The organism is Cupriavidus sp. 22TCCZM04-2 (assembly GCF_057798895.1).
On sequence record NZ_JBYOJS010000001.1, the window covers coordinates 284,229 to 308,777 of the forward strand.

The 24,549-nt window shown below is 66.3% G+C and carries 20 protein-coding genes; 6 read left to right on the forward strand and 14 right to left on the reverse strand.

The genetic code is table 11. The features are described 5' to 3' along the window. Positions 1-20: 20 nt before the first annotated feature. Complete coding sequence (locus AC3FKG_RS01295) at positions 21-647, reverse strand: ferritin-like domain-containing protein (RefSeq protein WP_483709002.1); 627 nt, start codon at positions 645-647, stop codon at positions 21-23. A gap of 134 nt (positions 648-781) precedes the next feature. Between AC3FKG_RS01295 and AC3FKG_RS01300 the strand changes: the two genes are divergently transcribed. The 5 genes from AC3FKG_RS01300 to AC3FKG_RS01320 all read left to right on the forward strand — a co-directional run bounded on the left by AC3FKG_RS01300 (position 782) and on the right by AC3FKG_RS01320 (position 6,048). Continuing rightward, positions 782-1,381: a sigma-70 family RNA polymerase sigma factor gene (locus AC3FKG_RS01300; protein ID WP_488742233.1), complete on the forward strand. Its 600-nt coding sequence runs from the start codon at positions 782-784 to the stop codon at positions 1,379-1,381. After that, positions 1,378-2,100, forward strand: a complete 723-nt coding sequence (locus tag AC3FKG_RS01305) for an anti-sigma factor (RefSeq protein ID WP_488742234.1) — start codon at positions 1,378-1,380, stop codon at positions 2,098-2,100. Before AC3FKG_RS01300 ends, AC3FKG_RS01305 begins: the two co-directional genes overlap by 4 nt. A gap of 118 nt (positions 2,101-2,218) precedes the next feature. Beyond that, on the forward strand, positions 2,219-3,631 hold the full coding sequence (argH, locus tag AC3FKG_RS01310; RefSeq protein ID WP_483709006.1) for an argininosuccinate lyase: 1,413 nt from the start codon (positions 2,219-2,221) through the stop codon (positions 3,629-3,631). Positions 3,632-3,796: 165 nt separating this feature from the next. After that, positions 3,797-4,339: a TRAP transporter small permease subunit gene (locus AC3FKG_RS01315; RefSeq protein ID WP_483709007.1), complete on the forward strand. Its 543-nt coding sequence runs from the start codon at positions 3,797-3,799 to the stop codon at positions 4,337-4,339. Beyond that, on the forward strand, positions 4,336-6,048 hold the full coding sequence (locus tag AC3FKG_RS01320) for a TRAP transporter large permease (protein WP_488742235.1): 1,713 nt from the start codon (positions 4,336-4,338) through the stop codon (positions 6,046-6,048). Before AC3FKG_RS01315 ends, AC3FKG_RS01320 begins: the two co-directional genes overlap by 4 nt. Before the next feature lie 78 nt (positions 6,049-6,126). On the opposite strand, the gene AC3FKG_RS01325 is transcribed toward AC3FKG_RS01320, so the two are convergent. Together AC3FKG_RS01325 and AC3FKG_RS01330 are read right to left on the reverse strand one after the other, a co-directional pair. Continuing rightward, entirely contained in the window at positions 6,127-8,331 is a 2,205-nt protein-coding gene (locus AC3FKG_RS01325; protein WP_488742236.1) for an amylo-alpha-1,6-glucosidase, read from the reverse strand. A 15-nt stretch (positions 8,332-8,346) separates the two neighbouring features. Continuing rightward, positions 8,347-9,444 carry a glycosyltransferase family 4 protein gene (locus AC3FKG_RS01330; protein ID WP_483709012.1) on the reverse strand — a complete coding sequence of 366 codons (1,098 nt, stop codon included), beginning with the start codon at positions 9,442-9,444 and terminating at the stop codon, positions 8,347-8,349. Between the two features lie 477 nt (positions 9,445-9,921). On the opposite strand from AC3FKG_RS01330, the gene AC3FKG_RS01335 reads away from it, so the two are divergent. Continuing rightward, positions 9,922-11,583: a SulP family inorganic anion transporter gene (locus AC3FKG_RS01335; RefSeq protein WP_488742409.1), complete on the forward strand. Its 1,662-nt coding sequence runs from the start codon at positions 9,922-9,924 to the stop codon at positions 11,581-11,583. 148 nt (positions 11,584-11,731) lie between these two features. Here the strand turns inward: AC3FKG_RS01335 and AC3FKG_RS01340 are convergent, their stop codons facing one another. The 11 genes from AC3FKG_RS01340 to AC3FKG_RS01390 all read right to left on the reverse strand — a co-directional run bounded on the left by AC3FKG_RS01340 (position 11,732) and on the right by AC3FKG_RS01390 (position 24,540). Further along, the gene (locus tag AC3FKG_RS01340; protein ID WP_483709013.1) at positions 11,732-14,002 is read right to left on the reverse strand and encodes an Orn/Lys/Arg family decarboxylase; all 2,271 of its coding nucleotides are present in this window, start codon (positions 14,000-14,002) and stop codon (positions 11,732-11,734) included. Positions 14,003-14,164: 162 nt separating this feature from the next. Continuing rightward, a complete protein-coding gene (gene dcd / locus AC3FKG_RS01345) occupies positions 14,165-14,731 on the reverse strand; it encodes a dCTP deaminase (protein ID WP_029046089.1) in 567 nt (188 codons plus the stop codon). Positions 14,732-14,815: 84 nt separating this feature from the next. After that, entirely contained in the window at positions 14,816-15,646 is an 831-nt protein-coding gene (locus AC3FKG_RS01350) for a formate dehydrogenase accessory sulfurtransferase FdhD (RefSeq protein ID WP_483709014.1), read from the reverse strand. Between the two features lie 62 nt (positions 15,647-15,708). Further along, positions 15,709-16,038, reverse strand: coding sequence for a hypothetical protein (locus AC3FKG_RS01355; protein ID WP_488742237.1), 330 nt, complete (start codon positions 16,036-16,038; stop codon positions 15,709-15,711). A 36-nt stretch (positions 16,039-16,074) separates the two neighbouring features. Beyond that, positions 16,075-17,286, reverse strand: a complete 1,212-nt coding sequence (locus AC3FKG_RS01360; RefSeq protein WP_488742238.1) for a formate dehydrogenase subunit gamma — start codon at positions 17,284-17,286, stop codon at positions 16,075-16,077. A 43-nt stretch (positions 17,287-17,329) separates the two neighbouring features. After that, a complete protein-coding gene (locus AC3FKG_RS01365) occupies positions 17,330-17,566 on the reverse strand; it encodes a hypothetical protein (RefSeq protein WP_483731368.1) in 237 nt (78 codons plus the stop codon). Further along, positions 17,563-18,243: a formate dehydrogenase FDH3 subunit beta gene (fdh3B, locus tag AC3FKG_RS01370; protein ID WP_483709019.1), complete on the reverse strand. Its 681-nt coding sequence runs from the start codon at positions 18,241-18,243 to the stop codon at positions 17,563-17,565. The genes AC3FKG_RS01365 and fdh3B overlap by 4 nt, the downstream gene beginning before the upstream one ends. A 15-nt stretch (positions 18,244-18,258) precedes the next feature. Further along, positions 18,259-21,285: a molybdopterin-dependent oxidoreductase gene (locus tag AC3FKG_RS01375; RefSeq protein WP_488742239.1), complete on the reverse strand. Its 3,027-nt coding sequence runs from the start codon at positions 21,283-21,285 to the stop codon at positions 18,259-18,261. Positions 21,286-21,356: 71 nt separating this feature from the next. Next, entirely contained in the window at positions 21,357-21,572 is a 216-nt protein-coding gene (locus AC3FKG_RS01380; protein WP_483709021.1) for a formate dehydrogenase, read from the reverse strand. A 135-nt stretch (positions 21,573-21,707) separates the two neighbouring features. Then, positions 21,708-22,337 carry a TorD/DmsD family molecular chaperone gene (locus tag AC3FKG_RS01385; RefSeq protein WP_488742240.1) on the reverse strand — a complete coding sequence of 210 codons (630 nt, stop codon included), beginning with the start codon at positions 22,335-22,337 and terminating at the stop codon, positions 21,708-21,710. A 31-nt stretch (positions 22,338-22,368) separates the two neighbouring features. Next, entirely contained in the window at positions 22,369-24,540 is a 2,172-nt protein-coding gene (locus AC3FKG_RS01390; protein WP_488742241.1) for a 4Fe-4S dicluster domain-containing protein, read from the reverse strand. Positions 24,541-24,549: the final 9 nt, after the last annotated feature.

Here is a 24,549-nt window from a genome sequence, read left to right on the forward strand (position 1 = left end):
TCTGGCCCTTGTTGCCTGGCTCAGCCCACAAACGCCCCCGGGACAGGATCTTCGCCCAGCGCATGCAGCAGCACCGCCCAGTGCATGGCCTCGTCGCCGAGAATGCTGCCCGCCGCCTTGGTCAGGTCACGGTTGTAGAAATTCGGCAGCACGCCGAGGTAGGCCGCGGTGGCGCCCTTCTCCAGCCCCGCCGCAAAACGCAGCACGTCCGCCTGCGTCTTGAGCTGCGCGGTCGGGAACGAATACTCCGACGGCTTCTTCGCCATCACCGGCGACCCGCCAAGCTTCGATACCGTACCGGCCAGCACCTGCGCATGCGCCTTGTGGTGGTTCTGGAACTTCACCGCCGTATCGAGCACGGGCTTCTGCAGCAGCCCGCTTTCCGCGCCGACCTGGTAGGCCGCAATCGCCTGGTACTCCAGCCCGAGTGCGACGTTGAGGATCCGGATGTCGTCCTTCGTGCTGCCCGACTCCGTCTGTGCCCAGGCCGGCATCGACTCACCCAGGCTCAGCACGGCCAGCGAACCGAGCGCGAACAGGCCTGGCATCTTGAGCAGGCCGCGCCGGCGCCGGTCGGGCAACGTGACGATGGAAACGTCCGCGGATTGAACCAGCCGGCGGTCCGGCGTCGTGGATGTGCGTCCCATGGTGTTCTCCAGTGAGGGATCAAAGGGCAGCGTCCGCTGTGCGGCTTGCCTGACCCTTTTACGCAGTTACCGGGCGATCGGATGCACCGGCGCTGCCTATAATCCGGCAGAGCCTTCCGTCAGGAACTGTGCGCGTGTCTGCCACCCCCGAAGCCTCCTTTGCCCCTGCGGCCGACAACGACCGGCTGGCCGCGTGGCTGCAGGCCGTGGCGCTCGGCGACCGCCAGGCGCTGCGCGCGCTCTACGAGCAGACCGCGACGAAACTGTTCGGTCTTGCGCTGCGTATCACTGGCAGGCGCGACTGGGCGGAGGATGTCGTGCAGGAAAGCTTTGTCAGCATCTGGCACCACGCCGTCGACTACCGGCCACACCTGGCCGCCCCGATGACGTGGATGACCACCATCGTTCGCAACCGCGCGCTGGATTGCCTGCGCCGCGCCGCAGCCGCACGGCTGCCGCAAACCGTGGAACTCGGCGAGGAACTGGGCGAATGGCTGGCAGACGAGGCCGCCGGTCCGGCGGAGCTCGCACTGGCCAGCCAGCAGGCGCGCGCGCTGAACCGCTGCCTGCAGCGCCTGGAGCAGGCGCAGCGCCAGGCCATCGTGCTGGCCTACCTCCACGACCTGAGCCACGCAGAACTGGCGCAGCGGCTGAGCATGCCGCTGGGCACCGTCAAATCCTGGATCCGCCGGGGCCTGGAGCGCCTGCGCGCGTGCCTGGAGAGTGCGTCATGAGGCTGAGCCGCCACCCCGACCTGCTCGATCGCATCGCCGCTCAATATGCGCTTGGCGTACTGCGCGGCGGCGCGCGGCGCCGGATGGAGCAGCTTGCGCGCGAGGAGCCCGCCGTGCGTGCCGCGATCGGTCACTGGCAGGTCAGGCTGTCCGGCATGGCCGAGTTGCAACCGTCCGCAGAGCCGGTGGAGGCGGTGTGGTGCGGCATCGAGCAACGGCTCGGCTGGAAAGCTGTGCCTTCGGCCGCGGCAGCGCAAGCGCCATGGTGGCAAACGCTGTGGGGGGCGCCGGTGTTCTGGCGCGGTGCCGCGGCGGCAATGGCCGTCGTCGCGGTGCTCGCCGTGGGCATTGGACGGCAAATGGCACAACGCCCGCTGGTCGAGACCGCGGTGGTCGCCGTGCTGAACGATGCACAGTCGCAGCCCGCCCTGCTCGTGTCATGGGATGCCGCGGCCCGGCAGCTGGTTGTGCAGCGGCTCGACGACACGGTCGTGTCCGGACAGCAAGTCCTGCAGCTGTGGGCGTTGCCCAAGGACGGCAAGCCGCAATCGCTCGGCGTGATCGGCCGCGAGCGGGCGGCCCGGCTGGCGCTGGCCGGGTTCCCCGCAGCCGTGCCGGCCCTGGCGGTCAGCGTCGAACCGCCCGGCGGATCGCCGAATCCGGATGGGCCGAGCGGCCCGGTCGTGTTCAAGGGGCGCTTGCTCCACTCGCCGCTCTGAAGCCCCCTTCCCCGGCCCGCGCGGGCGATATAATCCACGTTTCCCCGAAATCCGCTCGCGCCCGCCCCGCACGGTCATGCACCGGCCGCACGCCGCGCGAGCCACAGCCCTGACGTCCATGACGACCTCCCAACTTGCCAAGAAAGGCGAAGCCTGGTCCGCCCGCTTCTCCGAACCGATGTCCGACCTGGTGAAGCGCTACACCGCCTCGGTGTTCTTCGACAAGCGCCTGGCCCTGTTCGACATCCAGGGGTCGCTCGCCCATGCGGCCATGCTGGCAAAGCAAGGCATCATCGCCGAAGCCGACCGCGCCGAGATCGAGCGCGGCATGGCACAGATCAAGGGCGAGATCGAGGCTGGCGGCTTCGAGTGGAAGCTTGATCTCGAAGACGTCCACCTGAATATCGAAGCGCGCCTGACCGCGCTGGTCGGCGATGCCGGCAAGCGCCTGCACACCGGCCGCTCGCGCAACGACCAGGTCGCGACCGATATCCGCCTGTGGCTGCGCAGCGAGATCGACAATATCGTCGCGCTGCTCGGCGCGCTGCGCGTTTCGCTGCTGGACCTGGCCGACAAGAACGCCGATACGATCCTGCCAGGCTTCACGCACCTGCAGGTGGCGCAGCCGGTGACCTTCGGCCACCACCTGCTGGCCTACGTGGAAATGTTCACGCGCGATGCCGAGCGCATGGCCGACTGCCGCAAGCGCGTCAACCGCCTGCCGCTGGGCGCCGCCGCGCTGGCCGGCACTAGCTATCCGATCGACCGCGAATTCGTCGCGCAGCAGCTCGGCTTCGACGGCGTGTGCCGCAACTCGCTGGACGCTGTCTCGGACCGCGACTTCGCCATCGAGTTCTGCGCCGCCGCCGCGCTGGTGATGACCCACGTGTCGCGCTTCTCGGAAGAGCTGGTGCTGTGGATGAGCCCGCGCGTCGGCTTTATCGACATCGCCGACCGCTTCTGCACCGGCAGCTCGATCATGCCGCAGAAGAAGAACCCCGACGTGCCCGAACTGGCGCGCGGCAAGACCGGCCGCGTCAACGGCCACCTGATCGGCCTGCTGACGCTGATGAAGGGCCAGCCGCTCGCGTACAACAAGGACAACCAGGAAGACAAGGAGCCGCTGTTCGACACGGTCGATACCGTGGTCGACACGCTGCGCATCTTCGCCGACATGGTGCCTGGCATCACGGTCAAGCCGGAAGCCATGCGCGCCGCCGCGCTGCAGGGCTACGCCACCGCCACCGACCTGGCCGACTACCTGGTCAAGAAGGGCCTGCCGTTCCGCGACGCGCACGAGGCCGTGGCCCACGCCGTGCGCGCCTGCGACAGCCGCCAGTGCGACCTGGCCGACCTGAGCGTGGCCGAGCTGCGCGACGTGTCCGGCCTGGGCGACAAGGCCGCGCTGATCGGCGACGACGTGCATGGCGTGCTGACGCTCGAAGGCTCGGTCGCCGCGCGCAACCACATCGGCGGCACCGCACCGGACCAGGTGCGCGCCGCCATCGCCGCCGCACGCGCTGCGCTATAAGTTCCGCGTAAGCTCCAAGCAAGAAAAAGCCACGATGGCCTGGCCATCGTGGCTTTTTTCTTTGGCACGCCTGATTTTTGCGCAATGTGATAGGTATTAGCCCCAAGCGCCGACGCATTTTGTTACAGATAAACTAATCGCCGCAAAAAACCGGGGAGACAACCCATGAACTACTTGCTTGGTCTGTCACGACAGATCGACAGGTTGAATCAGCACACGGGCAGGCTTGCAAACATCATGATCCTGCTGTCGTGCCTGATCAGCGCAGGCAACGCCCTGCTGCGCTATGGCTTCAACTTGAGCGATAACTGGCCACTCGAACTGCAGTGGTACATGTTTGCGATCGCCGTGATGTTCGGCGCCTCGTACACCTTCCAGCGCAATGAACATGTCCGCGTCGACCTGATCTACGGCAACGTCTCGGAGCGCGCGCAGCACTGGATCGACATCTTCGGCATCGTCGTGTTCCTGCTGCCCTCGTGCATCCTGTTCACGTGGCTGTCCTGGGATTCGCTGTTCCTGCCGTCGTGGCGCATCCTGGAGCAATCGGGCAACTCCGGCGGCCTGCCGCGGTACCCGATCAAGCTGGTGGTGCCGGTCGGTTTCGCCCTGCTCGCCTTGCAGGGCGTTTCCGAACTGATCAAGCGCTTCGCCGCCCTGAAAGGCCTGGTGCGTATCGAATCGAAATACGAGAGGCCGGTGCAATGATCCCATTGGAACATATGCCGCCGCTGATGTTCGGCGGCCTGGTGGTATTCATGCTGATCGGATTCCCGGTCGCATTTTCGCTGTCCGCCGTCGGCCTGGCGTTCGGCTTCCTGGCCATCGAGTGGGGCTACTTCCCGCTGAGTTTCCTGCAGGCGGTGCCAAGCCGCGTGTTCGGCAGCGTGCTGGCCAACGAGCTGCTGCTGGCGATCCCGTTCTTCACCTTCATGGGCGCGATCCTGGAGAAATGCGGGCTGGCCGAAGACATGCTCGACTCCATGGGCCAGCTGTTCGGCCCGGTGCGCGGCGGCCTGGGTTATTCGGTGATCATCGTCGGCTTTATCCTGGGCGCGATCACCGGCACGGTGGCCGCGCAGGTGATCGCCATGGCGATGATCTCGCTGCCGGTGATGATGCGCTACCGCTACAACATGAAGTACGCCACCGGCGTACTGGCGGCGTCGGGCACCATCACGCAGCTGGTGCCGCCTTCGCTGGTGCTGGTGGTGCTGGCTGACCAGCTCAAGACGCCCGCCGGCAGCGCGGACGTCGGCAGCATGTACCTGGGCGCATGGGGCCCGTCGCTGGTGCAGATCGCGCTGTTTGCGCTGTACACGTTCTTCCTGGCGCGCATCAAGCCCGACTGGCTGCCGCCGGTTCCGGCCGAGTTCCGCACGCTGCGCGGCTGGGCGCTGTGGTCCAAATGCCTGCGCGGCATCATCCCGTGCGCGGTGCTGATCTTCCTGGTGCTGGGCACGATCATGCTGGGCATCGCCACCCCCACCGAATCGGGCGCCATGGGCGCCGTCGGCGCGCTGGTGCTGGCGGTGATCCGCGACAAGGCCTTCAGCAAGACCGACCGGCTGATCTACCGCGTCGGCATTGCCGCGACGCTGGTCGCCGCGGCGGTGGGCGTCTTTGCCTTTGGCTCGCATCTGTTCCGCGTTCCGCTGGCCGTGCTGTACCTGGTCATCCTGTGGCTCATCATCCGGTCGGGCCAGATGACCGACCTGCGCCTGCTGATCGTCGAGGCCTACCAGTCCACCGCGCGCATCACGGCGATGGTGGTGTTCATCCTGATCGGCTCGACCTGCTTCTCGGTGGTGTTCCAGGGCGTGGACGGCGGTGCCTGGGTCGAGCACCTGTTCACCTCGCTGCCGGGCGGCTGGATCGGCTTCCTGATCGTGGTGAACCTGTTCATCTTCTTCCTGGCGTTCTTCCTGGACTTCTTCGAGATCGCCTTCATCGTGGTGCCGATGCTGGCCCCGGTGGCGGTGAAGGTGCTGGCGCCGGTCGTCGCCGACTCGATGGGCGGCAACCCCGAAGCCGCGGCCACGGCCGCGCTGGTGTGGTTCGGCGTGATGCTGTGCGTGAACATGCAGACTTCGTTCATGCACCCGCCGTTCGGCTTCGCGCTGTTCTACCTGCGCGGCATCGCGCCCAAGGAAGTCAAGAGCTCGGACATCTACTGGGGCGCCCTGCCCTGGGTCGGCCTGCAGGTGCTGATGGTGCTGGCCGTGATGTTCTGGCCGGGCATGGTGACCGTCTTCCTCGACAAGGGGTCGTTGCACCATAACACCGGGGCGGAGGTGAGTATCCCGCTTGGGGGGGAACCGGAGAAGCCGGCCTCCGCGCCGGGCACGCTGGAATTGCCGGGAACGGCGGCACCAGCGGAGCCGGCGGCGCCGCAGTTCGAATTCGAGAAGAAGTAAGCGTCGAATTCCTGGAAGAGCCCCGCAGTCGCGGGGCTCTTTGCCTTGTGGGACTACTGCGCCGCGGGACAGCGGCGGTCAGTTCGTCGTCGTCACGAGCACATCCCCCCGCCGCGCCACCACGTTCACGACAACGCTGCCGCCCGAGCGCCGCAGCATCAGGTCCACCGACGCATCGGCAATGGACAGCCCCTGCAGCGCCAGGTCTTCCATGAAGGATGGCAGCGCCGGATAGTGGAAGCTGATCTCGCGCGCGCCCACGTTGAAGTCCAGGTTCAGGCACGTTTGCAATAGCGACAGCGGCGTGGCGGCCGCCCAGGCCTGCGGGATGCAGGCCACCGGATAAAGCGTCGGCCCACGGTTGCGCCGGCGCACGAAGCCGCAGAACAGCTCGGGCAGGCGCCGCAGGTCCATATGGGTGGACGCGGCGAACAGGCCATCGAAGATGCGCAACGCCGCGTCGCGCAAGCCGTAGCGAACCATCCCCGCGGCGATGATGGCGTTGTCATGGGGCCAGACCGAACCATTGTGATAGCTCATCGGGTTGTAGCGGCTTTCGCTGGACGCAAGGGTCCGCACGCCCCAGCCTGAGAACGATGCGCTGCCCATCAGGGCCGCGGCCACCGCCGGCGCGCGCTCGGGCAGTGCGATGCCCGTATAGAGCGCGTGGCCCGCATTGGAGGACAGCACGCGGCATGGCCGCTTGTTGCCATCGAGCGCGATCACGTACGTGCCCAGTTTCTCGTCGAAGAACGCTTCGTCAAAGCGCTGCCGCAGCTGCGCGGCACGCGTTTCGAGTGCGGTGGCGCGCCCGTTGTGGCCCAGGTTGCGCGCCATCCGCGCGGCCGCCATCCAGGCCGCGTACACGTAGCCCTGCACCTCCACCAGTGCGATCGGGCCCTCGGCCAGGGTGCCGTCCGCATGGAAGATCGAATCGTGGCTGTCCTTCCAGCCCTGGTTGAGCAGCCCGTCGCTGGTGCGCCGGCCGTACTCCACAAAGCCGTCGCCGTCGCGGTCGCCGTACTTGTCGATCCAGCGCAGCGCCGCCTCGATGGCGGGCCAGAGCGTTCGGATCGTCGCCAAGTCGTGCGTGCGGTCCAGGTATGCGCCTGCGAGCATGACGAACAGCGGCGTGGAATCGATGCTGCCGTAGTAGCGGCGGAACGGCACCTCGCCAAGGTTGGCCATCTCGCCCTTGCGGCTTTCGTGCAGGATCTTGCCCGGCTCGGCATCGGCAGACGGGTCTGAAGTCGTCGCCTGATTCGCTGCCAGGTAACCCAGCACACCGCGTGCGATGCCCGGATCCAGCCACAGGGTTTCCATCGCGGTGATCAGCGCATCGCGGCCGAAGAAGGTGCTGAACCACGGAATGCCGGCGTAGGGATACGGGCCGTAAGGGGTCTTCGTGATCAGCATGTACAGATCGGACAGGCTGCGGCCTACGGCTTCATTGAAGATTTCGTTGGAGGTGGTCACGCTTGCGGCCTGCGCGGACAGCGCCTGCAGCGAACGACGCGCGGCCCGCAGGGCCGACGGGAAAGCGCCGCGCGGCGGGCGCTTGTCGTGCCGCGCCTTGTCACAGCAGACTTCGACGTAGAGCAGGTGCGTCCTGTGCGGCATCAGCTCCAGCTCGAACACCGCCATGTCGCCACGCAGCTGCGTCGGCGCGGGATCGAACGTCAGGTGCGTGGTGCGCACGCAATCATCGAGTCCGGTGTAGGCGAGTTTCGCACCGCTGTCGGTCAGCTCGGGTGGATGGGTTTGACCGCGCTGCGCGCGCCTGGCCCCGCGCACCTCGAACAGGTCGGCAAAGTCCGCCGCAAACGCCAGTTCCAGGCTGATGTGCCGCGGCGTTTCATCGAAATTGCGTACCGCCAGCCGCTCATAGCAGGTGCCCTCCCAAAGAAAGCGCGAGCGGCGCACATGGATCACGTCGTGAGGCATGACCATCTCGCCCCGCGCATCGAAGAGGTCCGGGTTGGTCAGGTCGCAGCTGAACGCGGCGTCGTCGTCGCGCAGCACCGAACTGAGCAGCACGGGGCGCCACCCGTTGATGGTCAGGTGGAAGTGTGACAGGTGCCGCGTGTCGCAACAAAAGATGCCGTCCGAGCCGCCGGAACCGGCAATGGCGTCGCCATGCTGGTCGAACACGGCAAAGGTGTCGCCTTGCTTGAGCGTGCGGGGCTGGGTCAGACGCAGGGAGTGCGTCGCGGCGATGACGATGGGCACGCCGGGTGTCGCGTCCGGCACCAGGCCGCGCCGGCCTTCGGGAGCGTCGAGCATTGTTTCTCTCCAGGTTCAGGCCGCGACGTGCAGGCCCGCATCCGCCTGGGCGGACGGGTCTGGATGCACGCAACCGTCCGGCGACGGTCTGCGCAGGCGACCATAGAGTGCCAGGTAGTCGTGAGCCATGCGTTCGGCGCTGAAACGTGCAACGAACGTACGGCGCACGGCGCGGCGGTCGATGTCACCGATGCGCCTGACTGCCGCCACGGCCTCGTCGACACTGTCGACGATAAAGCCGGTGACTCCGTCATCAACGACTTCCGGGACGGAGCCGCACCGGAACGCGATCACCGGGGTGCCACAGGCCATGGCTTCGATCATAGCCAGGCCAAACGGCTCGGGCCAGTCGATCGGGAACAGCAGCGCACGCGCGCCGCCGAGAAACCGTGCCTTTTCCCGTTCGCTGATTTCTCCAAGATACTCGACATTGGCGTGCCGGCTGACCAGCGGCGCGATGTCGGCGTCCCAGTATGCGCGGTCGACACGGTCGATCTTGGCGGCGATCTTCAGCGGCATGCCGCTTTGCACGGCAATCTTGATGGCGCGGTCCGGGCGCTTCTCGGGCGAAATGCGTCCGAGGAAGGCGAGGTATCCCCCGCGCGCCACCGCATGAAACGGCAGCAACCGTGCGGGCAGGCCATGATAGACGTTCCCGAGCCAGTGGACCGGCGGCATGGGGTCGCGCTGTGCCAGCGAGATCGATACCAGTGGCACCCTTGCGAAGGCAGAGTAGAACGCCGCCAGGTCCGGCAGGTCCTGCCTGCCATGCAGCGTCGTCACGGTGCGGTCGGCCAGGCGCCGCGCCAGCGGGAAATGCAGCAGGTCGGTGTGGAAATGCAGGACGTCGAAATCGTCCGCCTGCCGGCCCACTTCGTCGAGCATCATCACGTGATACGGCACGATGTCGCGCACCGACGGGTCGGTGCGCAAGGCGCGCGGCGCGCAGCTGACCAGCCTGGCGGCAGTCGATGAATCGCCGCTGGCAAACAGCGTAACGTCGTGCCCCTGCCGGACCAGTTCGTCCGTCAGGTACGCAACGACGCGCTCGGTACCGCCGTATTGCCGTGGCGGGCATGCTTCCAGGAGAGGGGCAATTTGGGCGATTTTCATCGACGGGCTATGCCTTTGCAGAAAAGTTTGACCACCGGTTGCAAGGACCGCCTTCGCCGCGGAGCCTGCACGATTCGCTGCTCCGTGCCATCGAAAGGCAGCCCACGCCGGCAAGGCGATGCCAGCGCGGCCACGGCAGCCTTGCCCGCCTCATTCCATCGCGGCAAGACGCGGCTGGCTGTCGCTGGCGCCACCCCTGACAGGCGATTGCTCACCGGGAACCATGCCGCGCCGCAGCAGAAGGACTCCCTGCACTGGCTGTCCGGCAATCGATCTCAGACCTGAACCCGTGACGTTGCAAACGCCATGCCCGGCGGCCTGCGCCGATTGCTATGCTAGGAATCGTCCACATCGAACCCTGTGGCGTTACCGCAAGAAGGGAGCACCGTGTCCAACCCACCCCTCAGTCCCCAGGCTCGCAAGTCGGCGAAAGCCCCTTCCACTTCCGGCTGGCTGCACTGGCTGCCGGGCTTGCAGATGCTGCGCACGTACGAGGCCGCCTGGTTCCCGCGCGACCTGGCGGCGGGGCTGGTGCTCACCACCATGCTGGTGCCGGTCGGGATCGCCTATGCCGAGGCATCGGGCGTGCCAGGCATCTATGGCCTGTACGCCACCATCATCCCGCTGCTTGCCTACGCGCTGTTCGGCCCGAGCCGCATCCTGGTGCTGGGGCCCGACTCCGCGCTGGCGGCACCGATCCTCGCCGTGGTGGTGCAGCTCTCCGCCGGCGACCCGGCGCGCGCCATCACCATCGCCAGCATGATGGCGGTGGTATCGGGCGTGGTCTGCATCGTCGTCGGCCTGTTGCGGCTGGGCTTTATCACCGAGCTGCTGTCCAAGCCGATCCGCTATGGCTATATGAACGGCATCGCGTTCACCGTGCTGGTCAGCCAGTTGCCCAAGCTGTTCGGCATTTCGATCGAAGATGCGGGGCCGTTGCGGGAGCTATGGAGCCTGGGCACTGCCGTGGCGGCCGGCAAGGCCAACCTGTACAGCGTGGCCGTGGGCGGCGCGAGCCTGGTGCTGATCCTGCTGCTGAAGCGGTTCGAGCGCGTGCCCGGCGTGCTGATCGCGGTGGTGCTGGCCACGCTGAGCGTGAGCCTGTTCGGTCTCGATGCACACGGGGTCAAAGTGCTCGGCAAGATGCCTCAAGGCCTGCCCGCGTTCGCCTTGCCGTACCTGAGCGGGGTCGATCTCACCCATATCGTGGTGGGCGGCTGCGCCGTCGCCCTGGTCGCGTTCGCCGATACCAGTGTGCTGTCGCGCACCTACGCGGCGCGCCTGAAATATCCGGTCGATCCGAACCAGGAAATGGTCGGGCTGGGCGCCGCCAACCTCGCTGCCGGGCTGTTCCAGGGCTTTCCGATCAGCAGCAGCGCGTCACGCACGCCGGTGGCTGAAGCCGCCGGCGCGCGCACGCAACTGACCGGCGTGGTCGGCGCGCTGGCGGTCGCGGCGTTGCTGCTGTTTGCGCCGGACCTGATGCGCTACCTGCCCAGCAGCGCACTGGCCGCCGTCGTCATCGCGGCGGCCATCGGCCTGTTCGAGTTTGCCGACCTCAAGCGGATCTACCGCATCCAGCAGTGGGAATTCTGGCTGGCGATGGCATGCTTTGCCGGCGTTGCCGTCTTCGGCGCGGTGCCGGGCATCGGCCTGGCCGTGGTCATCGCCATCATCGAGTTCCTTTGGGATGGCTGGCGCCCGCACCACGCGGTGCTCGGCCGCGCCGACGGCGTGCGCGGCTACCACGACGTGGAGCGCTACCCGAACGCGCGCCGGGTGCCGGGGCTGGTGCTGTTCCGCTGGGACGCGCCGCTGTTCTTCGCGAATGCCGAACTGTTCCAGGACTGCGTGCAGCGCGCCGTCGAAGCCTCGCCCACGGCGGTGCGGCGCGTGGTGGTGGCGGCCGAGCCGGTCACCAGCGTCGACGTGACCTCGGCCGACATGCTGCGCGAACTCGACAAGACCCTGGACGAGCGCGGCATCGAACTGCACTTTGCGGAGATGAAGGACCCCGTCAAGGACAAGCTCAAGCGCTTCGAGCTGTTCGACAAGCTGGGGAAGGATGCTTTCCATCCCACGGTCGGCGCGGCAGTGGATGACTACCTGAGCGACTTCGATGTGGACTGGAAGGCGTGAGCAGCCGGGGTTCCTCCCCAACCTTTCTCCCACTTGCGTCGGGAAAGAAGAGAAGCGACCGGGCCGTCCGGCACGGATGCGTGCACTGCAAACGAAAGCGACGGATTGCCAACAGGCAGCCCGCCGCATTGCTGCCTCAACGTAACGCTCAGCTACCCTGCTTCACGCAATCCACGAAGTAGGCCTTCTGCCCATCCACCTCTTCCAGCACCAGTCCGTGCACGTCGGTCTCGAAACCCGGGAAGAGTTTGTTGAACTCGCGCGCGAACTTCAGGTACTGGACGATGATGCGGTTGAAGCGCTCGCCCGGGATCAGCAGCGGGATGCCAGGCGGATACGGCGTCAGCAGGATGGCCGTGACGCGGCCCTCGAGCTCGTCGACTGGCACGCGCTCGATCTCGCGGTGCGCCATCATTGCCCACGCATCCGACGGCTTCATCGCCGGCTCCATGTCCGACAGGTACATCTCGGTCGTCACGCGCGCCACGTCGTTGGCCTTGTAGACGCTGTGCACGGCGTCGCACAGATCACGCAGGCCCATGCGCTCGTATTGCGGGTGCTTGCCGACGAACTCGGGCAGCACGCGCCACAGCGGCTGGTTCTGGTCGTAGTCGTCCTTGAACTGCTGCAGCTCGGTCACCAGCGAGTTCCAGCGGCCCTTGGTGATGCCGATGGTGAACATGATGAAGAACGAGTACAAACCCGTCTTCTCGATGATGATGCCGTGCTCGGCGAGGTACTTGGTGACGATGGCCGCCGGGATGCCGCGCTCGCTGAACTCGCCGTCCACGTCCAGGCCCGGGGTAATGAGCGTGGCCTTGATCGGGTCGAGCAAGTTGAAGCCGTCGGCCAGGTCGCCGAAGCCGTGCCAGCGCTCGTTGGCCTTGAGCATCCATTCCTCGCGCTCCGGCATGCCCTCTTCGTTCAGCGTGTCGGGACCCCAGACCTTGAACCACCAGTCGCCGTTGTGGCCGGCGTCGTACTCGCCCTCCACCTTGCGCATGGCGCGGCGGAAGTCCAGCGCTTCCTGGATGCTTTCTTCCACCAGCGCGGTGCCGCCCGGCGCTTCCATCATCGCCGCGGCCACGTCGCACGAGGCGATGATCGAGTACTGCGGGCTGGTCGAGGTGTGCATCAGGTACGCCTCGTTGAAACGGTAGCGGTCCAGCTTGCGCGTCTCGGAATCCTGCACGAGGATCTGCGAGGCCTGCGACAGCCCGGCAAGCAGCTTGTGCGTGGACTGCGTGGCGAACACCAGCGCGTCCTTGCTGCGCGGGCGCCCGCGGCCGATCGCGTGCATGTCGTGATAGAAGTCGTGGAATGCCGCATGCGGCAGCCACGCTTCATCGAAATGCAGCGTGTCGATTTCCGAGGCCAGCATCTCCTTGATCTGCTCGGCGTTGTACAGCACGCCGTCATAGGTGCCCTGCGTGATCGTCAGGATGCGCGGCTTCTGGTTTTTCGCCTTGCTGGCGAACGGGTGGTTGGCGATCTTGCGCCGGATGGTTTCCGGATCGAATTCGCTCTTCGGAATCGGGCCGATGATGCCGTAGTGGTTGCGCGTCGGCATCAGGAACACCGGGATCGCGCCGGTCATCATGATCGCGTGCAGGATCGACTTGTGGCAGTTGCGGTCCACCACCACGATGTCCCCCGGCGCCACGTTGGCGTGCCACACCATCTTGTTCGACGTCGACGTGCCATTGGTCACGAAGTACATGTGGTCCGAATTGAAGATGCGCGCGGCATTGCGCTCGGACGCCGCCACCGGGCCGGTATGGTCCAGCAGCTGGCCGAGTTCGTCGACCGCGTTGCAGACGTCGGCGCGCAGCATGTTCTCGCCGAAGAACTGGTGGAACACCTGGCCCACCGGGCTCTTCAGGAATGCCACGCCGCCCGAGTGGCCCGGGCAGTGCCACGAGTACGACGAATCCTGCGCGTAGTCGATCAGCGCCTTGAAGAACGGCGGCGCCAGCGTGTCGAGATAGACCTTGGCTTCGCGGATGATGTGGCGCGCCACGAATTCGGGGGTGTCCTCGAACATGTGGATGAAGCCGTGCAGCTCGCGCAGGATATCGTTCGGGATATGGCGCGAGGTGCGGGTCTCGCCGTACAGGAAGATCGGCAGGTCGGTGTTGCGGCGGCGCACTTCGTTGACGAACGCGCGCAGCTTCTCGATGGCGGCCGCTTCGGGACGGTCATCGGCGGTCACGAACTCGTCGTCGTCGATCGACACGATAAAGGTCGAAGCACGGCTCGACTGCTGCGCGAACGAGGTCAGGTCGCCGTAGCTGGTCAGGCCCATGACCTCCATGCCTTCCTTCTCGATCGCTTCGGCCAGCGCGCGGATGCCCGAGCCGGAGATGTTCTCGGAGCGGAAGTCTTCGTCAATGATGATGACGGGGAAGCGGAATTTCATCGGGCATCCTTGATGGGAAAGCAGGACATAAAGGACTGAGCCACATGGCCGGCAGGGGTTCCCCTGCGACGGCGACATGTGGCTCTCACGTCAGGTCTTGGCGCCCGCGCGTCGATCTATCGCGGGCCGTCCGTTCCGGCAAACGCCGGCATTGTAATGCGCTCAGGTCTTCGGCAGTGTGACGCCGTGCTGGCCCTGGTACTTGCCGCCGCGGTCGGCGTACGAGGTCTCGCAGACTTCGTCGCTCTCGAAGAACAGCACCTGGGCGCAGCCTTCGCCGGCGTAGATCTTGGCGGGCAGCGGCGTGGTGTTGGAGAACTCCAGCGTCACATAGCCTTCCCACTCGGGCTCGAACGGCGTCACGTTGACGATGATGCCGCAGCGTGCATAGGTGCTCTTGCCCAGGCAGATGGTCAGCACGCTGCGCGGAATGCGGAAGTACTCCATCGTGCGCGCCAGCGCGAACGAGTTCGGCGGGATGATGCAGACGTCGCCCTTGAAATCCACGAACGATTTCTCGTCGAAGTTCTTCGGATCGACGATGGTGCTGTTGATATTGGTGAAGATCTTGAATTCGTCGGCGCAGCGGATGTCGTAGCCGTAGCTCGACGTGCCGTACGACACGATCTTGCGCCCGTCGGCCTCCCGCACCTGGCCGGGTTCGAACGGCTCGATCATGCCGTGCTGTTCCGCCATGCGGCGGATCCACTTGTCGGATTTGATGCTCATAGGGTCGGGAGGGTAAACGCTTAGGGCAGAGTGCGCCGAATTGTACAACCAATCCGCCCGCGCGCCGCTCAATTGAAGTGCTGCCTACGCAACAACCTCCTCAGGCAACCGATGATGGAAGCGTTCGTTCCCCGTGTAGAGCAGGAAATGCTTGCCCGTACACCTTGCGAACAGTGTCAGATTGACCCGCTGCGCCATCTGGTAGCCCATCTGCGTCACGCCTGAACGCGACAGCAGGAAAGGAATCCCCATCTGCGCGCCCTTGATCACCATTTCGGAAGTCAGGCGCCCGGTGGTGTAGAAGACCTTGTCGTCGCCGCGCATGTCTTCCAGCCACATGCGGCCCGCAATCGCGTCGACCGCGTTATGGCGGCCCACGTCCTCCACGAACATCAGCAGCTCGCTGCCGCGGAACAGCGCACAGCCATGCACCGATCCCGCCTGCTTGTACACCGACTGCTGCAGCCGGATGGTGTCGATGATGCCGTACAAGGTGTCCTGGTCCAGCGTGGCCCCGGCCGGCAGCCGGACATTGTCGATCTCGTCGAGCAGCGAGCCGAACACCGTGCCCTGCCCGCAGCCCGTGGTGACCACGCGGCGCGCGGTGCGTTCCTCGATGCGGTCGATGCCCGTCCGGGTGGTCACTGCGGCCGATTCGGTCTCCCAGTCGACCTGCACGGCGGCGATGTCCTCGATCGACTCGACCAGCCGCTGGTTGCGCAGGTAGCCGAGCACCAGGTGTTCGGGCGCCCCGCCCAGCGTCATCAGCGTTACCAGTTCGCGCTTGTCGAGATAGACCGTGAGCGGGCGCTCCCCAGGCAGGTAAGCCGGGCGGGCACGCCCCAGTTCATCGACAACCTCCACTTCTTCGATCAGGGGAACGGCCGCGTGGGTGAGTTCGGGACGCAGGGGCATGGGTGGCGAAGTCGGGCTGCTCGGGTTTGCCCCACGCCGGCTTTCTAGCGATGGGGCCAGGGTTAAGGCGCCTTTGCGGTCGATTGTACTGCCGCTGCGGCGACTGGCGCCTGGGGCGCCACGTACGGCCCGGGATCCGCACAGGCGGCAGTCTGCGCGGGCTCGTGCGTGGCATTGCCACGGGCCTTCATGTCGCTGTAGTAGCGCGCCGCGATCCTGTCCTGCGACTTGCACAGATGGAACGCCGCGACCTTGTCGGCCCAGGCCGTACGCGCCTTGGTCTCCGCGGCCTTGGCCTGCTGCGCATCGGTCGGCGGCGGCAGCTTGGCCAGCGCGCCCTGGGTACCCATGGCGCCGGCGGCCAGGGCAATCAGCATCAGCATGCGTTTCATGGTCAGTATCCGGTGAAAGGGTGCCATGCCGGTGCCTCAAGCTTCGCCGGGATTGCGCCGGCGCGCCGCCTTGGGCTCCGGCGTCGCCGAGCGCTGGACCGGGATCTTGCCGGCCTTGATGTCGTCATACCAGTGCTCGTGATGCTCCTTGGCCCAGGCCTCGTCGACCCAGCCGTCGCGCATGGCGCGGTAGGCGCCTTCCATGCCGATGGTGCCCATGTAGATATGGCCAAGCGACATCGCGATCATCAGCACCGCGGCGATGCCGTGGATCACGTTGGCGATCTGCATGGTGGCGCGGTAGTAGTCGAGCCCGGGCACGATCATGTCGAGCACCCAGCCCGACGCGGACAGGATCAGGCCGAAGATCACCAGGCCTGCCCAGAACCACATCTTCTCGCCGGCATTGAAGCGGCCGCTCGGCACATGCTTGCCGCTTGCCAGGCCGCCGAGGCTGGTCAGCCAGTGCAGGTCATCGCGGCTGGGCAGGTTGCTGCGCACGAAAATCACGAAGGCGACGATGATCGACAGCGTGAACACCGGGCCGGCCAGGTTATGGATGTTCTTCAGCAGGTAGGTGAGCCAGCCGAACAGCGTATGGCCCATCAACGGCAACAGGAAATGCTTGCCGAACAGCATCACGATGCCCGAGACCGCGAGCAGCACGAACGCGATCGCCATGGTCCAGTGGACAATGCGCTCGAACGGCGTAAAGCGTTCGATCATGCGTCCGGTGCGCGGCTCGCGCAGCGGGATCGCGCCACGCCAGAGGAAGAAGCCGAGGATCGCCAGCGGCACCACCACCAGCAGCCAGCCGCCCCAAACCGTGATCACGCCATTGCGGAACAGCCGCCACTGCTGCCCGGTGCGCTGGATCAGCACGCCGGCCTCCTTGTACGGCAGGCTGCTGTAGTGGGCCTGGTCGGAATTGACCTCGCGCCAGACCGGCGCATTGTTGCCAGGCTGCGTCAGCGTGCGCTCCTTCTGCGACCGCGCCTCATTGGCGATGTCGCGGCGCGGCACGTTGAAGATGTTCTCCGAGGCAATGCCGGCATACGGCTGCACCGGATGCGTGGCCGGGTTGTTCGCGTCAGCCGCTTGCGTGGGCTGAATCTGCGGGGCCTGAGCGGTTTGCGGCGCCGGGGCCGGCGCCTGCGCGGCAGCGCCACCGCTGGCGAACGTCAACATGGCCAGGGCACCGGCGGCAAGCCAGGTACGCCAGCCGCACATATTCTGCGTGGGCCTCATATGCGCTCCTTCGGGTCATCACCCCGCCCTGCCTGCGGTGCAGTCACGGCGTGCGGTTGTATTCGTTCTGCAGCTGGTTGCGCTGTCGGATCTGGTTGGTCCAGCTGGTCTTGTCACCGGCGGTCCAGCCCTTGACGACGAACGGGTCGTCCGGCGCGCCCTGGTAGGCGACCGCATCCGACTTCTTGTGCGAAGCCGTCGTGGTCTGCGGCTTCTCGCCACAGCCCGCGAGCAGCAAGCCGGCCACGGCCAGCATGGCCGCCATCGGAATGCGCGTCATGATGGTTGCCCTCCGTTGCCGCTGGCAGGAGCCGGGTTGGCCGGTGCGGCAGGTGCCGCCGGTGCGGCGGGCGCCTGCTGGGCGCCGCCACGATTCCCGTATGCGGTGCCCCAGCCCCACACATCGCCGCCCTTGCCGCGCTTGATCACGCGGTTGCGCAGGATGTCGGCGATCACGTCGCCGTCGCCGCCGAGCAGCGCCTTGGTCGAGCACATTTCCGCGCACAGCGGCAGCTTGCCCTCGGCCAGCCGGTTGCGGCCGTATTTCTCGAATTCCGCTTCGGAGCCGTTCTTCTCGGGGCCGCCCGCGCAGAAGGTGCACTTGTCCATCTTGCCGCGCACGCCGAAGGTACCGGTGGATGGAAACTGCGGCGCGCCGAACGGGCACGCGTACGAGCAGTAGCCGCAGCCGATGCAGACGTCCTTGTCGTGCAGCACCACGCCGTCCTCGGTGCGGTAGAAGCAGTCGACCGGGCAGACCGCCATGCACGGCGCATCCGAGCAGTGCATGCAGGCGACGGAGATCGACTTCTCCGCGCCGACCATGCCGTCGTTGATGGTGACCACGCGGCGCCGGTTGACGCCCCATGGCACCTCGTTCTCGTTCTTGCAGGCGGTGACGCAGCTATTGCACTCGATGCAGCGTTCGGCGTCACAGATAAATTTCATGCGTGCCATGGTTTCATCCTGCCCTTATGCAAAGCGTTCGATCTGGCAAATGGTGGTCTTGGTTTCCTGCATCATCGTCACCGAGTCGTATCCGTACGTCGTACCCGTGTTGACGGCCTCGCCACGCACGATCGGCATGGCGCCATCCGGGTAGTACGTCTTCAGGTCCTTGCCCTGCCACCAGCCCGAGAAATGGAACGGGATAAACGCGGTGTCCGGGCCGACGCGTTCCGTCACGAGCGCGCGCACCTTCAGGGTGGCGCCGGTAGGCGTCCTGACCCAGCAGAAGTCGCCATTGCGGATGCCGCGCTGGGACGCGGCGACCGGATTGATCTCGACGAAGTTCTCCTGCTGCAGTTCGGCCAGCCACGGGTTCGACCGGGTCTCCTCGCCGCCGCCCTCGTATTCGACCAGGCGGCCGGAGGTCAGGATGATCGGGAACTTCTCGTAGACCTTGTTCTCGACGTTGCGCTGCTGCACGGTCTTGTACAGCGTGGGCAGGCGCCAGAACGCCATCTTGTCGTCGTGGGTCGGGTACTTCGCGACCATGTCGGGCCGCGTCGAGTACAAGGGCTCGCGGTGCTGCGGGATCGGGTCAGGGAAGTTCCACACCACGGCACGCGCCTTGGCGTTGCCAAACGGATGGCAGCCATGCACCTTGAGCACCACGCGCTGGATGCCGCCCGACAGGTCGGTTTTCCAGTTCTTGCCTTCGGCGGCCTTTTTCTCGGCGTCCGTCAGGTCGTCCCACCAGCCCAGCTTCTTGAGCAGCACGTGATCGAACTCGGGATAGCCCGTGGTGATCTCGGCCCCCTTCGAGTACGAACCGTCCTCGGCCAGCAGGTTGACACCGTCGCGCTCCACGCCGAAGTTCGCGCGGAAATTGCCGCCGCCTTCCATCACGTGCTTGCTGGTGTCGTACAGGTTGGGCGAGCCCGGGTGCTTGAGTTCCGGCGTGCCGTAGCACGGCCACGGCAGGCCGAAGTAGTCGCCGGTCAGGTCATAGCCGGTCGCGGCATCCTTGCCGCCCTTGCAGCGCAACGTCTTCACGTCGAACATCTGCATATTGCGCATATGGGCCTTGAGCCGTTCCGGCGACTGGCCGGTGTAGCCGATGGTCCAGTTGCTGCGGTTGATCTCGCGCAGGATCGACTCGATCTCCGGCTCCATCCATGTGCGGCCGGCGCGCTTCACCTCGATCATCTTGTAGTTCTTCGACAGCTCCTTGCCAAAGCCGAGCTTGTCCGCGAAGGCCTGCATGATGGTGTGGTCGGGCATCGATTCGAACAGCGGCTCGATCACCTTGTCGCGCCATTGCAGCGAACGGTTGGACGCCGTGCACGAACCCGAGGTCTCGAACTGCGTGCAGGCCGGCAGCAGGTAGACCGCGCGGTTCGGGTTGACCTTTTCGCCTTCCGCGCCCGGCATGTTGGCCATGGCCGCAGTGGCGGAGGGATACGGGTCGACCACGACCAGCAGGTCGAGCTTGTCCATGGCCTTCTTCATTTCCAGGCCGCGCGTCTGCGAGTTCGGCGCATGGCCCCAGAAGAACACCCCGCGCACGTTGTTGTCCTGGTCGAGCAGTTCGTTCTTCTCGGTGACCAGGTCGATCCAGCGCGACACGGTAGAACCGGACTTCTCCATCATTGCCTGCGAGACGAACTGCTGCTTGATCCAGTCGTAGTCGACTCCCCACACGGCCGCATAGTGCTTCCACGCGCCCGTGGCCAGGCCGTAGTAGCCAGGCAGTGAATCCGGATTGGGGCCGACGTCGGTGGCGCCCTGCACGTTGTCATGCCCGCGGAAGATGTTGGCGCCGCCACCGGAGACGCCGATATTGCCAAGCGCAAGCTGCACGATGCACGACGCGCGCACGATGGCGTTGCCGATCGAGTGCTGGGTCTGGCCCATGCACCAGACCAGCGTGCTGGGCCGGTTCTTCGCCATGATCTCGGCGACCATCTTCACCTGCGCCTCGGGCACGCCGCAGACTTCCTCGACCTTGTCCGGCGACCACTTGGCCAGGACGTCTTCCTTGACCTTATCCATGCCGTAGACGCGGTCGTGCAGGTACTTCGGGTCTTCCCAGCCATTCTGGAAGACGTGGTACAGCACCCCGAACAGGAAGGCGATATCGGTGCCCGAACGGATGCGCACGTAGTGGTCGGCCTTCGCGGCCGTGCGCGTGAAGCGCGGGTCCACCACGATCACCTTGCAGCCATTCTCCTTCGCATGCAGCAGGTGCAGCATCGACACCGGGTGCGCCTCGGCCGCGTTGGAGCCGATATACAGAGCCGCTTTCGCGTTCTGCATATCGTTGTACGAGTTCGTCATCGCCCCGTAGCCCCAGGTGTTCGCCACGCCCGCCACGGTGGTGGAGTGGCAGATGCGCGCCTGGTGGTCGGTGTTGTTGGTGCCGAAGAAAGACACCCATTTGCGCAAAAGGTAGGACTGCTCGTTGCTGTGCTTGGAAGAGCCGATGAAGAACATGGAATCCGGTCCGGTCTGCTGGCGGATATCCTTCATCTTCGCGGTGATCTCGTCGAGCGCCTGGTCCCAGCCGATACGCTGGTACTTGCCGTTGACCAGCTTCATCGGGTACTTGAGGCGATATTCGCCGTGGCCGTGCTCGCGCAGCGCGGCGCCCTTGGCACAGTGCGCGCCCATATTGATGGGCGAGTCGAACACCGGTTCCTGCCGCACCCAAACGCCGTTCTGCACCACGGCATCGACCGCGCAGCCCACCGAGCAGTGGCCGCACACGGTGCGCCTCACCACGATGCCGCCCTTGCCTTCGGCAGCGGCAACGGTCTTGTCATCGGCGGCATCGGCCTTGCGCAGCAGCGTCAGTTGCGAGGCCGCCAGTCCGGCCCCGACACCAATGCCGGAGCGCTTGAGGAAGCTGCGCCGGTCCATGGTCGGCATGGCGCCGGCCAGGCCCGCGGCGAGCCGCGTGGAAAGGCGGCCGGTTCCCGACGCATTAGTCTGAGCGAGGTTGTCAGCCAGCCGGGTCGATGTGCCCTGCGCCGCGCGCTTGCGGGTCAAGATCATGTCTCACCTCAACAGAGGAAAGCAGCAAATGCCGGACTGGCGCCGCCGGATGGCCCGGCCCGCCGGCGTGCTCACACCAGCGTGGTGCGGTAGTACTTGCGAATGTGCTCGGACACCCGGTAGCCCGCTTGGTCCGACGACACGTCGGTGGGCTCCGGGATGGCCGCGCTCTGGACCGGCACGGCGGGACCCCGCGCGGTCAGCGACGCTGCGCCGGCGGCGGCAGCAACAACTCCAGCGCCCGCAAGAAAACCGCGGCGCGCGACCCTGGGTTGCTTCTCTTTCATGTGAGGCACTCCTCGGGTTCGGCACAGGCATGCCGATGATTCAGCCGTTATGCGTTGTTATGCATATTCTAGGTGCAATATCGCTGAAAAACCATGGAGTTACCGGGTTAATCCCTATTACGGAAGACAATGCAATCAATGCATTTCGAGCGCCATGGCCTCGACATCCGTGAAGGCCTGCATCAATCCGGCAACGCTGCGATAGAAGCGCGCTTTCGGATGGCCGCTTAGTGCATCGCACAATTTCCCGATCCACGGCTGCAGGTGCTGCGCGTAGAAGCGCTGTTGTTCGCCGAGGTTGGACACGGCGACATCATCGCCCCCCACGAGGAAACGCATCACCTCGCACAGCGCGGCGACGTGGTCCTCGGTTTCGCTGACATTGTCGTGCCGGACCAGCCCATAGCGGGCCAGGTCGTCACGCAGGACCACCAGCGGACGCTCGTTCAGGAAGCCGGTGAGGTAAAAGGAGCCGTACAGGAAGACCTCCTGGCGCCCCACGCCGAGGAACAGTTCACGGTACTCGTCGGCGGCCTCGGCCTCGCTGGTGGTCGACGCCGCATCGCACAATGCGTTCCACGCCTGGCCGAGTATCGTGCCCGAACTGTCGTCCGGCGCGCGGTTGGCGGCGATGTGATGGAGCAGCGCCGCGTCCGGCGCGCGATAGAACAGCGTGGCCAGCAGGCCATACAAATCGGCGCGGGCAATGTCCTCGGTATCGTCTTCGGGCGCGGCGGTCAGCTGGATCGTCTGGAACTCTGTCATGTCGTGATGTTTCTTGTCTGGGCGGAAATGCTTACCGGAGCGTGGCGCCGCTGATCGCCCCCGGGTCGCGCTCCATCATGTCGACTACCCGGCAATCGGGGCACATCTTGAGGCGCTCGGCGGCCGCGCCGGCAAAGGCCGGGTGTCCGGCCAGGCGCACCAGCATCGCCTCCACCATCTGCGCGGTGCCGAACGGCTTGGCGCAGCGCACGCAATGGAACGGCTGCGATTCATTGAGCGTGACGGCGCGCCGCGCGGCATCGCCGGTCAGCAGGCGTGGCACAAGCGTGACCGCGTTCTCCGGGCAGGTCTTCTCGCACAGGCCGCACTGCACGCAGTTGCGCTCCAGGAAGCCAAGCACCGGGCGCTCCGGGTTGTCACGCAGGGCCTGGGTCGGGCACGCGCCGACGCAGGCCATGCAGAGCGTGCAAGCCGCCGTGTCGACCGCCACCGCCCCGAACGGTGCTCCTGCAGGCAGCGGCACGATGTCGGCCGGGACCGGCGCGTGCCGCACGAGGTGGTCGAGCGCAAACTCGAGCATCTCGCGCTTGGCAGCCACGGCACCGAATGGCGCGGGCGGCAACGCTTGCCGCGCGGGGCGCAGCGCGGCAAGCCCCTGGTCCAGCGACGCCGCATCGTTCGCCTCGACCAGCGACACGGCCTCGCCGTCGTAGCCGAGCCCGGCCAGCAGCGACCGCGCGACATCGATCTGCCCGATCAACGCGGTGCGGTACTGCGGCGCCTCGTCGCCGGTCAGCAGCACCGCCACGCGCGCCGCGCCCCAGCACAGCGCCGCCAGCCAGAGTTCCAGCCCTGCCGAAGCCGGATGAAACACCTGCACCGGCATCACGTTCGGCGGCACGCCTTGCGCCCGCCCGGCGCGCGCGGCGCGCCCCAGCGCCAGGATGGCCGGCGTGCCGGTCGCTTCCCCGTGCAGCAACACCACGGCATCGCGCCCGCCCGCCGACCGGTAGGCCGACAGCAGCGTGCGCAAGCGCGTGCCCAGCATCTCCGGCCCCGGATACGCGTAGCTGATCGCGCCGCTCGGGCACACCGTGGTACACGCGCCGCAGCCCATGCACAGATTGGGCGTGACCTCGATGCGGCCCTTGCCGTCATGCCATTGCGAACGGATGGCCTGCGTCGAGCAGATGTCGATACACGCGGTGCAGCCGGTGGTCTGGTTGCGGCCGTGAGCGCAGAGGCTTTCCTTGTAGCGGAAGAACTTGGGCTTCTCGAATTCGCCGACCAGTTGCGTCAGCGCCAGCGCCTGTTGCTGCTGGCGCAGCGCATCCGCGCCGGCATGCAGGTAGCCTTGCGGCGGCTCGTGCATCGTGAAGGCCGGCGCATCGTTGAGATCGAAGACCAGGTCGAAGCGGCCCTCGCTGATCGCCGGCGGCCGGTCGAAGTCAATCGCGGCCGCCGCGCCGCATGCCCGCACGCAATCGCGGTGCGCGCGGCAACGGTCCAGGTCGATCTGGTAGCTGAAGTCGATCGCCTGTTCCGGGCAGGCTTCGATGCAGGCATTGCACCGCGTGCAGAGATCGAGATCGATGGGATTCGCGCGGCCCGCACCGGTCTCCCAGGTGGCCGCAAAGGCGCCGAGCCAGCCGGCCAGGGTCTTCAGCGTGCCGCTGTGGACGGGGTAGGCGCGATCCGCGGGCGCGATACCGGGTTCCACGCGGCCGTGTGACGTTGCATCGGAGGGCAGCAGCACGGTGACTTCGAGCGCCATGGCCGCGAGACGCCCGGCCCACGGCAAGGCGCGGTCGGCGGGGCCCATCACAAGCACGGCGCCTTCGGAGCGGTAGTCCACCACCGGCACTGGATCCGGCTCGGGCAAGGCGGCCACGGCCAGCAAGGCGGCGATCTTCGCGTTGGCGGTTTTCGGGTCGCGCCTGGCGCCCTGGGACCAGCCGCCAGTCTCGCGGATATTCACGAAGCGCACGGGCGCGGCCACCACGGCGCGGCCATCGGCGCCGCGCGCGGCCTGTGCCGCGACTTCAGTGAACAGCTGCCGCTCCTGCGTGCAGGCGACGATCACATCATCGGTGCCGTCGAGCGCGGCGGTGAAAGCGCCGATCTCCCTGCGGCACAGCAGCCGGTGAACCTTCAGTGGCTCACCGTTGGCACCGTTGGCCTGGGACAGCGCCGCTGCGTCGAGCGGCATGGTGTCATTGCAATTGCAGATCAGCGTCGGCATGGCGAATGC

What these genes read in the sequence shown, in the direction of transcription:
- AC3FKG_RS01295 (WP_483709002.1), bottom strand. Translation starts at nt 647, where the DNA reads ATGGGACGCACATCCACGACGCCGGACCGCCGGCTGGTTCAATCCGCG.
- AC3FKG_RS01305 (WP_488742234.1), top strand. Translation starts at nt 1,378, where the DNA reads ATGAGGCTGAGCCGCCACCCCGACCTGCTCGATCGCATCGCCGCTCAA.
- argH (WP_483709006.1), top strand. Translation starts at nt 2,219, where the DNA reads ATGACGACCTCCCAACTTGCCAAGAAAGGCGAAGCCTGGTCCGCCCGC.
- AC3FKG_RS01315 (WP_483709007.1), top strand. Translation starts at nt 3,797, where the DNA reads ATGAACTACTTGCTTGGTCTGTCACGACAGATCGACAGGTTGAATCAG.
- AC3FKG_RS01320 (WP_488742235.1), top strand. Translation starts at nt 4,336, where the DNA reads ATGATCCCATTGGAACATATGCCGCCGCTGATGTTCGGCGGCCTGGTG.
- AC3FKG_RS01325 (WP_488742236.1), bottom strand. Translation starts at nt 8,331, where the DNA reads ATGCTCGACGCTCCCGAAGGCCGGCGCGGCCTGGTGCCGGACGCGACA.
- AC3FKG_RS01330 (WP_483709012.1), bottom strand. Translation starts at nt 9,444, where the DNA reads ATGAAAATCGCCCAAATTGCCCCTCTCCTGGAAGCATGCCCGCCACGG.
- AC3FKG_RS01335 (WP_488742409.1), top strand. Translation starts at nt 9,922, where the DNA reads ATGCTGCGCACGTACGAGGCCGCCTGGTTCCCGCGCGACCTGGCGGCG.
- AC3FKG_RS01340 (WP_483709013.1), bottom strand. Translation starts at nt 14,002, where the DNA reads ATGAAATTCCGCTTCCCCGTCATCATCATTGACGAAGACTTCCGCTCC.
- dcd (WP_029046089.1), bottom strand. Translation starts at nt 14,731, where the DNA reads ATGAGCATCAAATCCGACAAGTGGATCCGCCGCATGGCGGAACAGCAC.
- AC3FKG_RS01350 (WP_483709014.1), bottom strand. Translation starts at nt 15,646, where the DNA reads ATGCCCCTGCGTCCCGAACTCACCCACGCGGCCGTTCCCCTGATCGAA.
- AC3FKG_RS01355 (WP_488742237.1), bottom strand. Translation starts at nt 16,038, where the DNA reads ATGAAACGCATGCTGATGCTGATTGCCCTGGCCGCCGGCGCCATGGGT.
- AC3FKG_RS01360 (WP_488742238.1), bottom strand. Translation starts at nt 17,286, where the DNA reads ATGAGGCCCACGCAGAATATGTGCGGCTGGCGTACCTGGCTTGCCGCC.
- AC3FKG_RS01365 (WP_483731368.1), bottom strand. Translation starts at nt 17,566, where the DNA reads ATGACGCGCATTCCGATGGCGGCCATGCTGGCCGTGGCCGGCTTGCTG.
- fdh3B (WP_483709019.1), bottom strand. Translation starts at nt 18,243, where the DNA reads ATGGCACGCATGAAATTTATCTGTGACGCCGAACGCTGCATCGAGTGC.
- AC3FKG_RS01375 (WP_488742239.1), bottom strand. Translation starts at nt 21,285, where the DNA reads ATGATCTTGACCCGCAAGCGCGCGGCGCAGGGCACATCGACCCGGCTG.
- AC3FKG_RS01380 (WP_483709021.1), bottom strand. Translation starts at nt 21,572, where the DNA reads ATGAAAGAGAAGCAACCCAGGGTCGCGCGCCGCGGTTTTCTTGCGGGC.
- AC3FKG_RS01385 (WP_488742240.1), bottom strand. Translation starts at nt 22,337, where the DNA reads ATGACAGAGTTCCAGACGATCCAGCTGACCGCCGCGCCCGAAGACGAT.
- AC3FKG_RS01390 (WP_488742241.1), bottom strand. Translation starts at nt 24,540, where the DNA reads ATGCCGACGCTGATCTGCAATTGCAATGACACCATGCCGCTCGACGCA.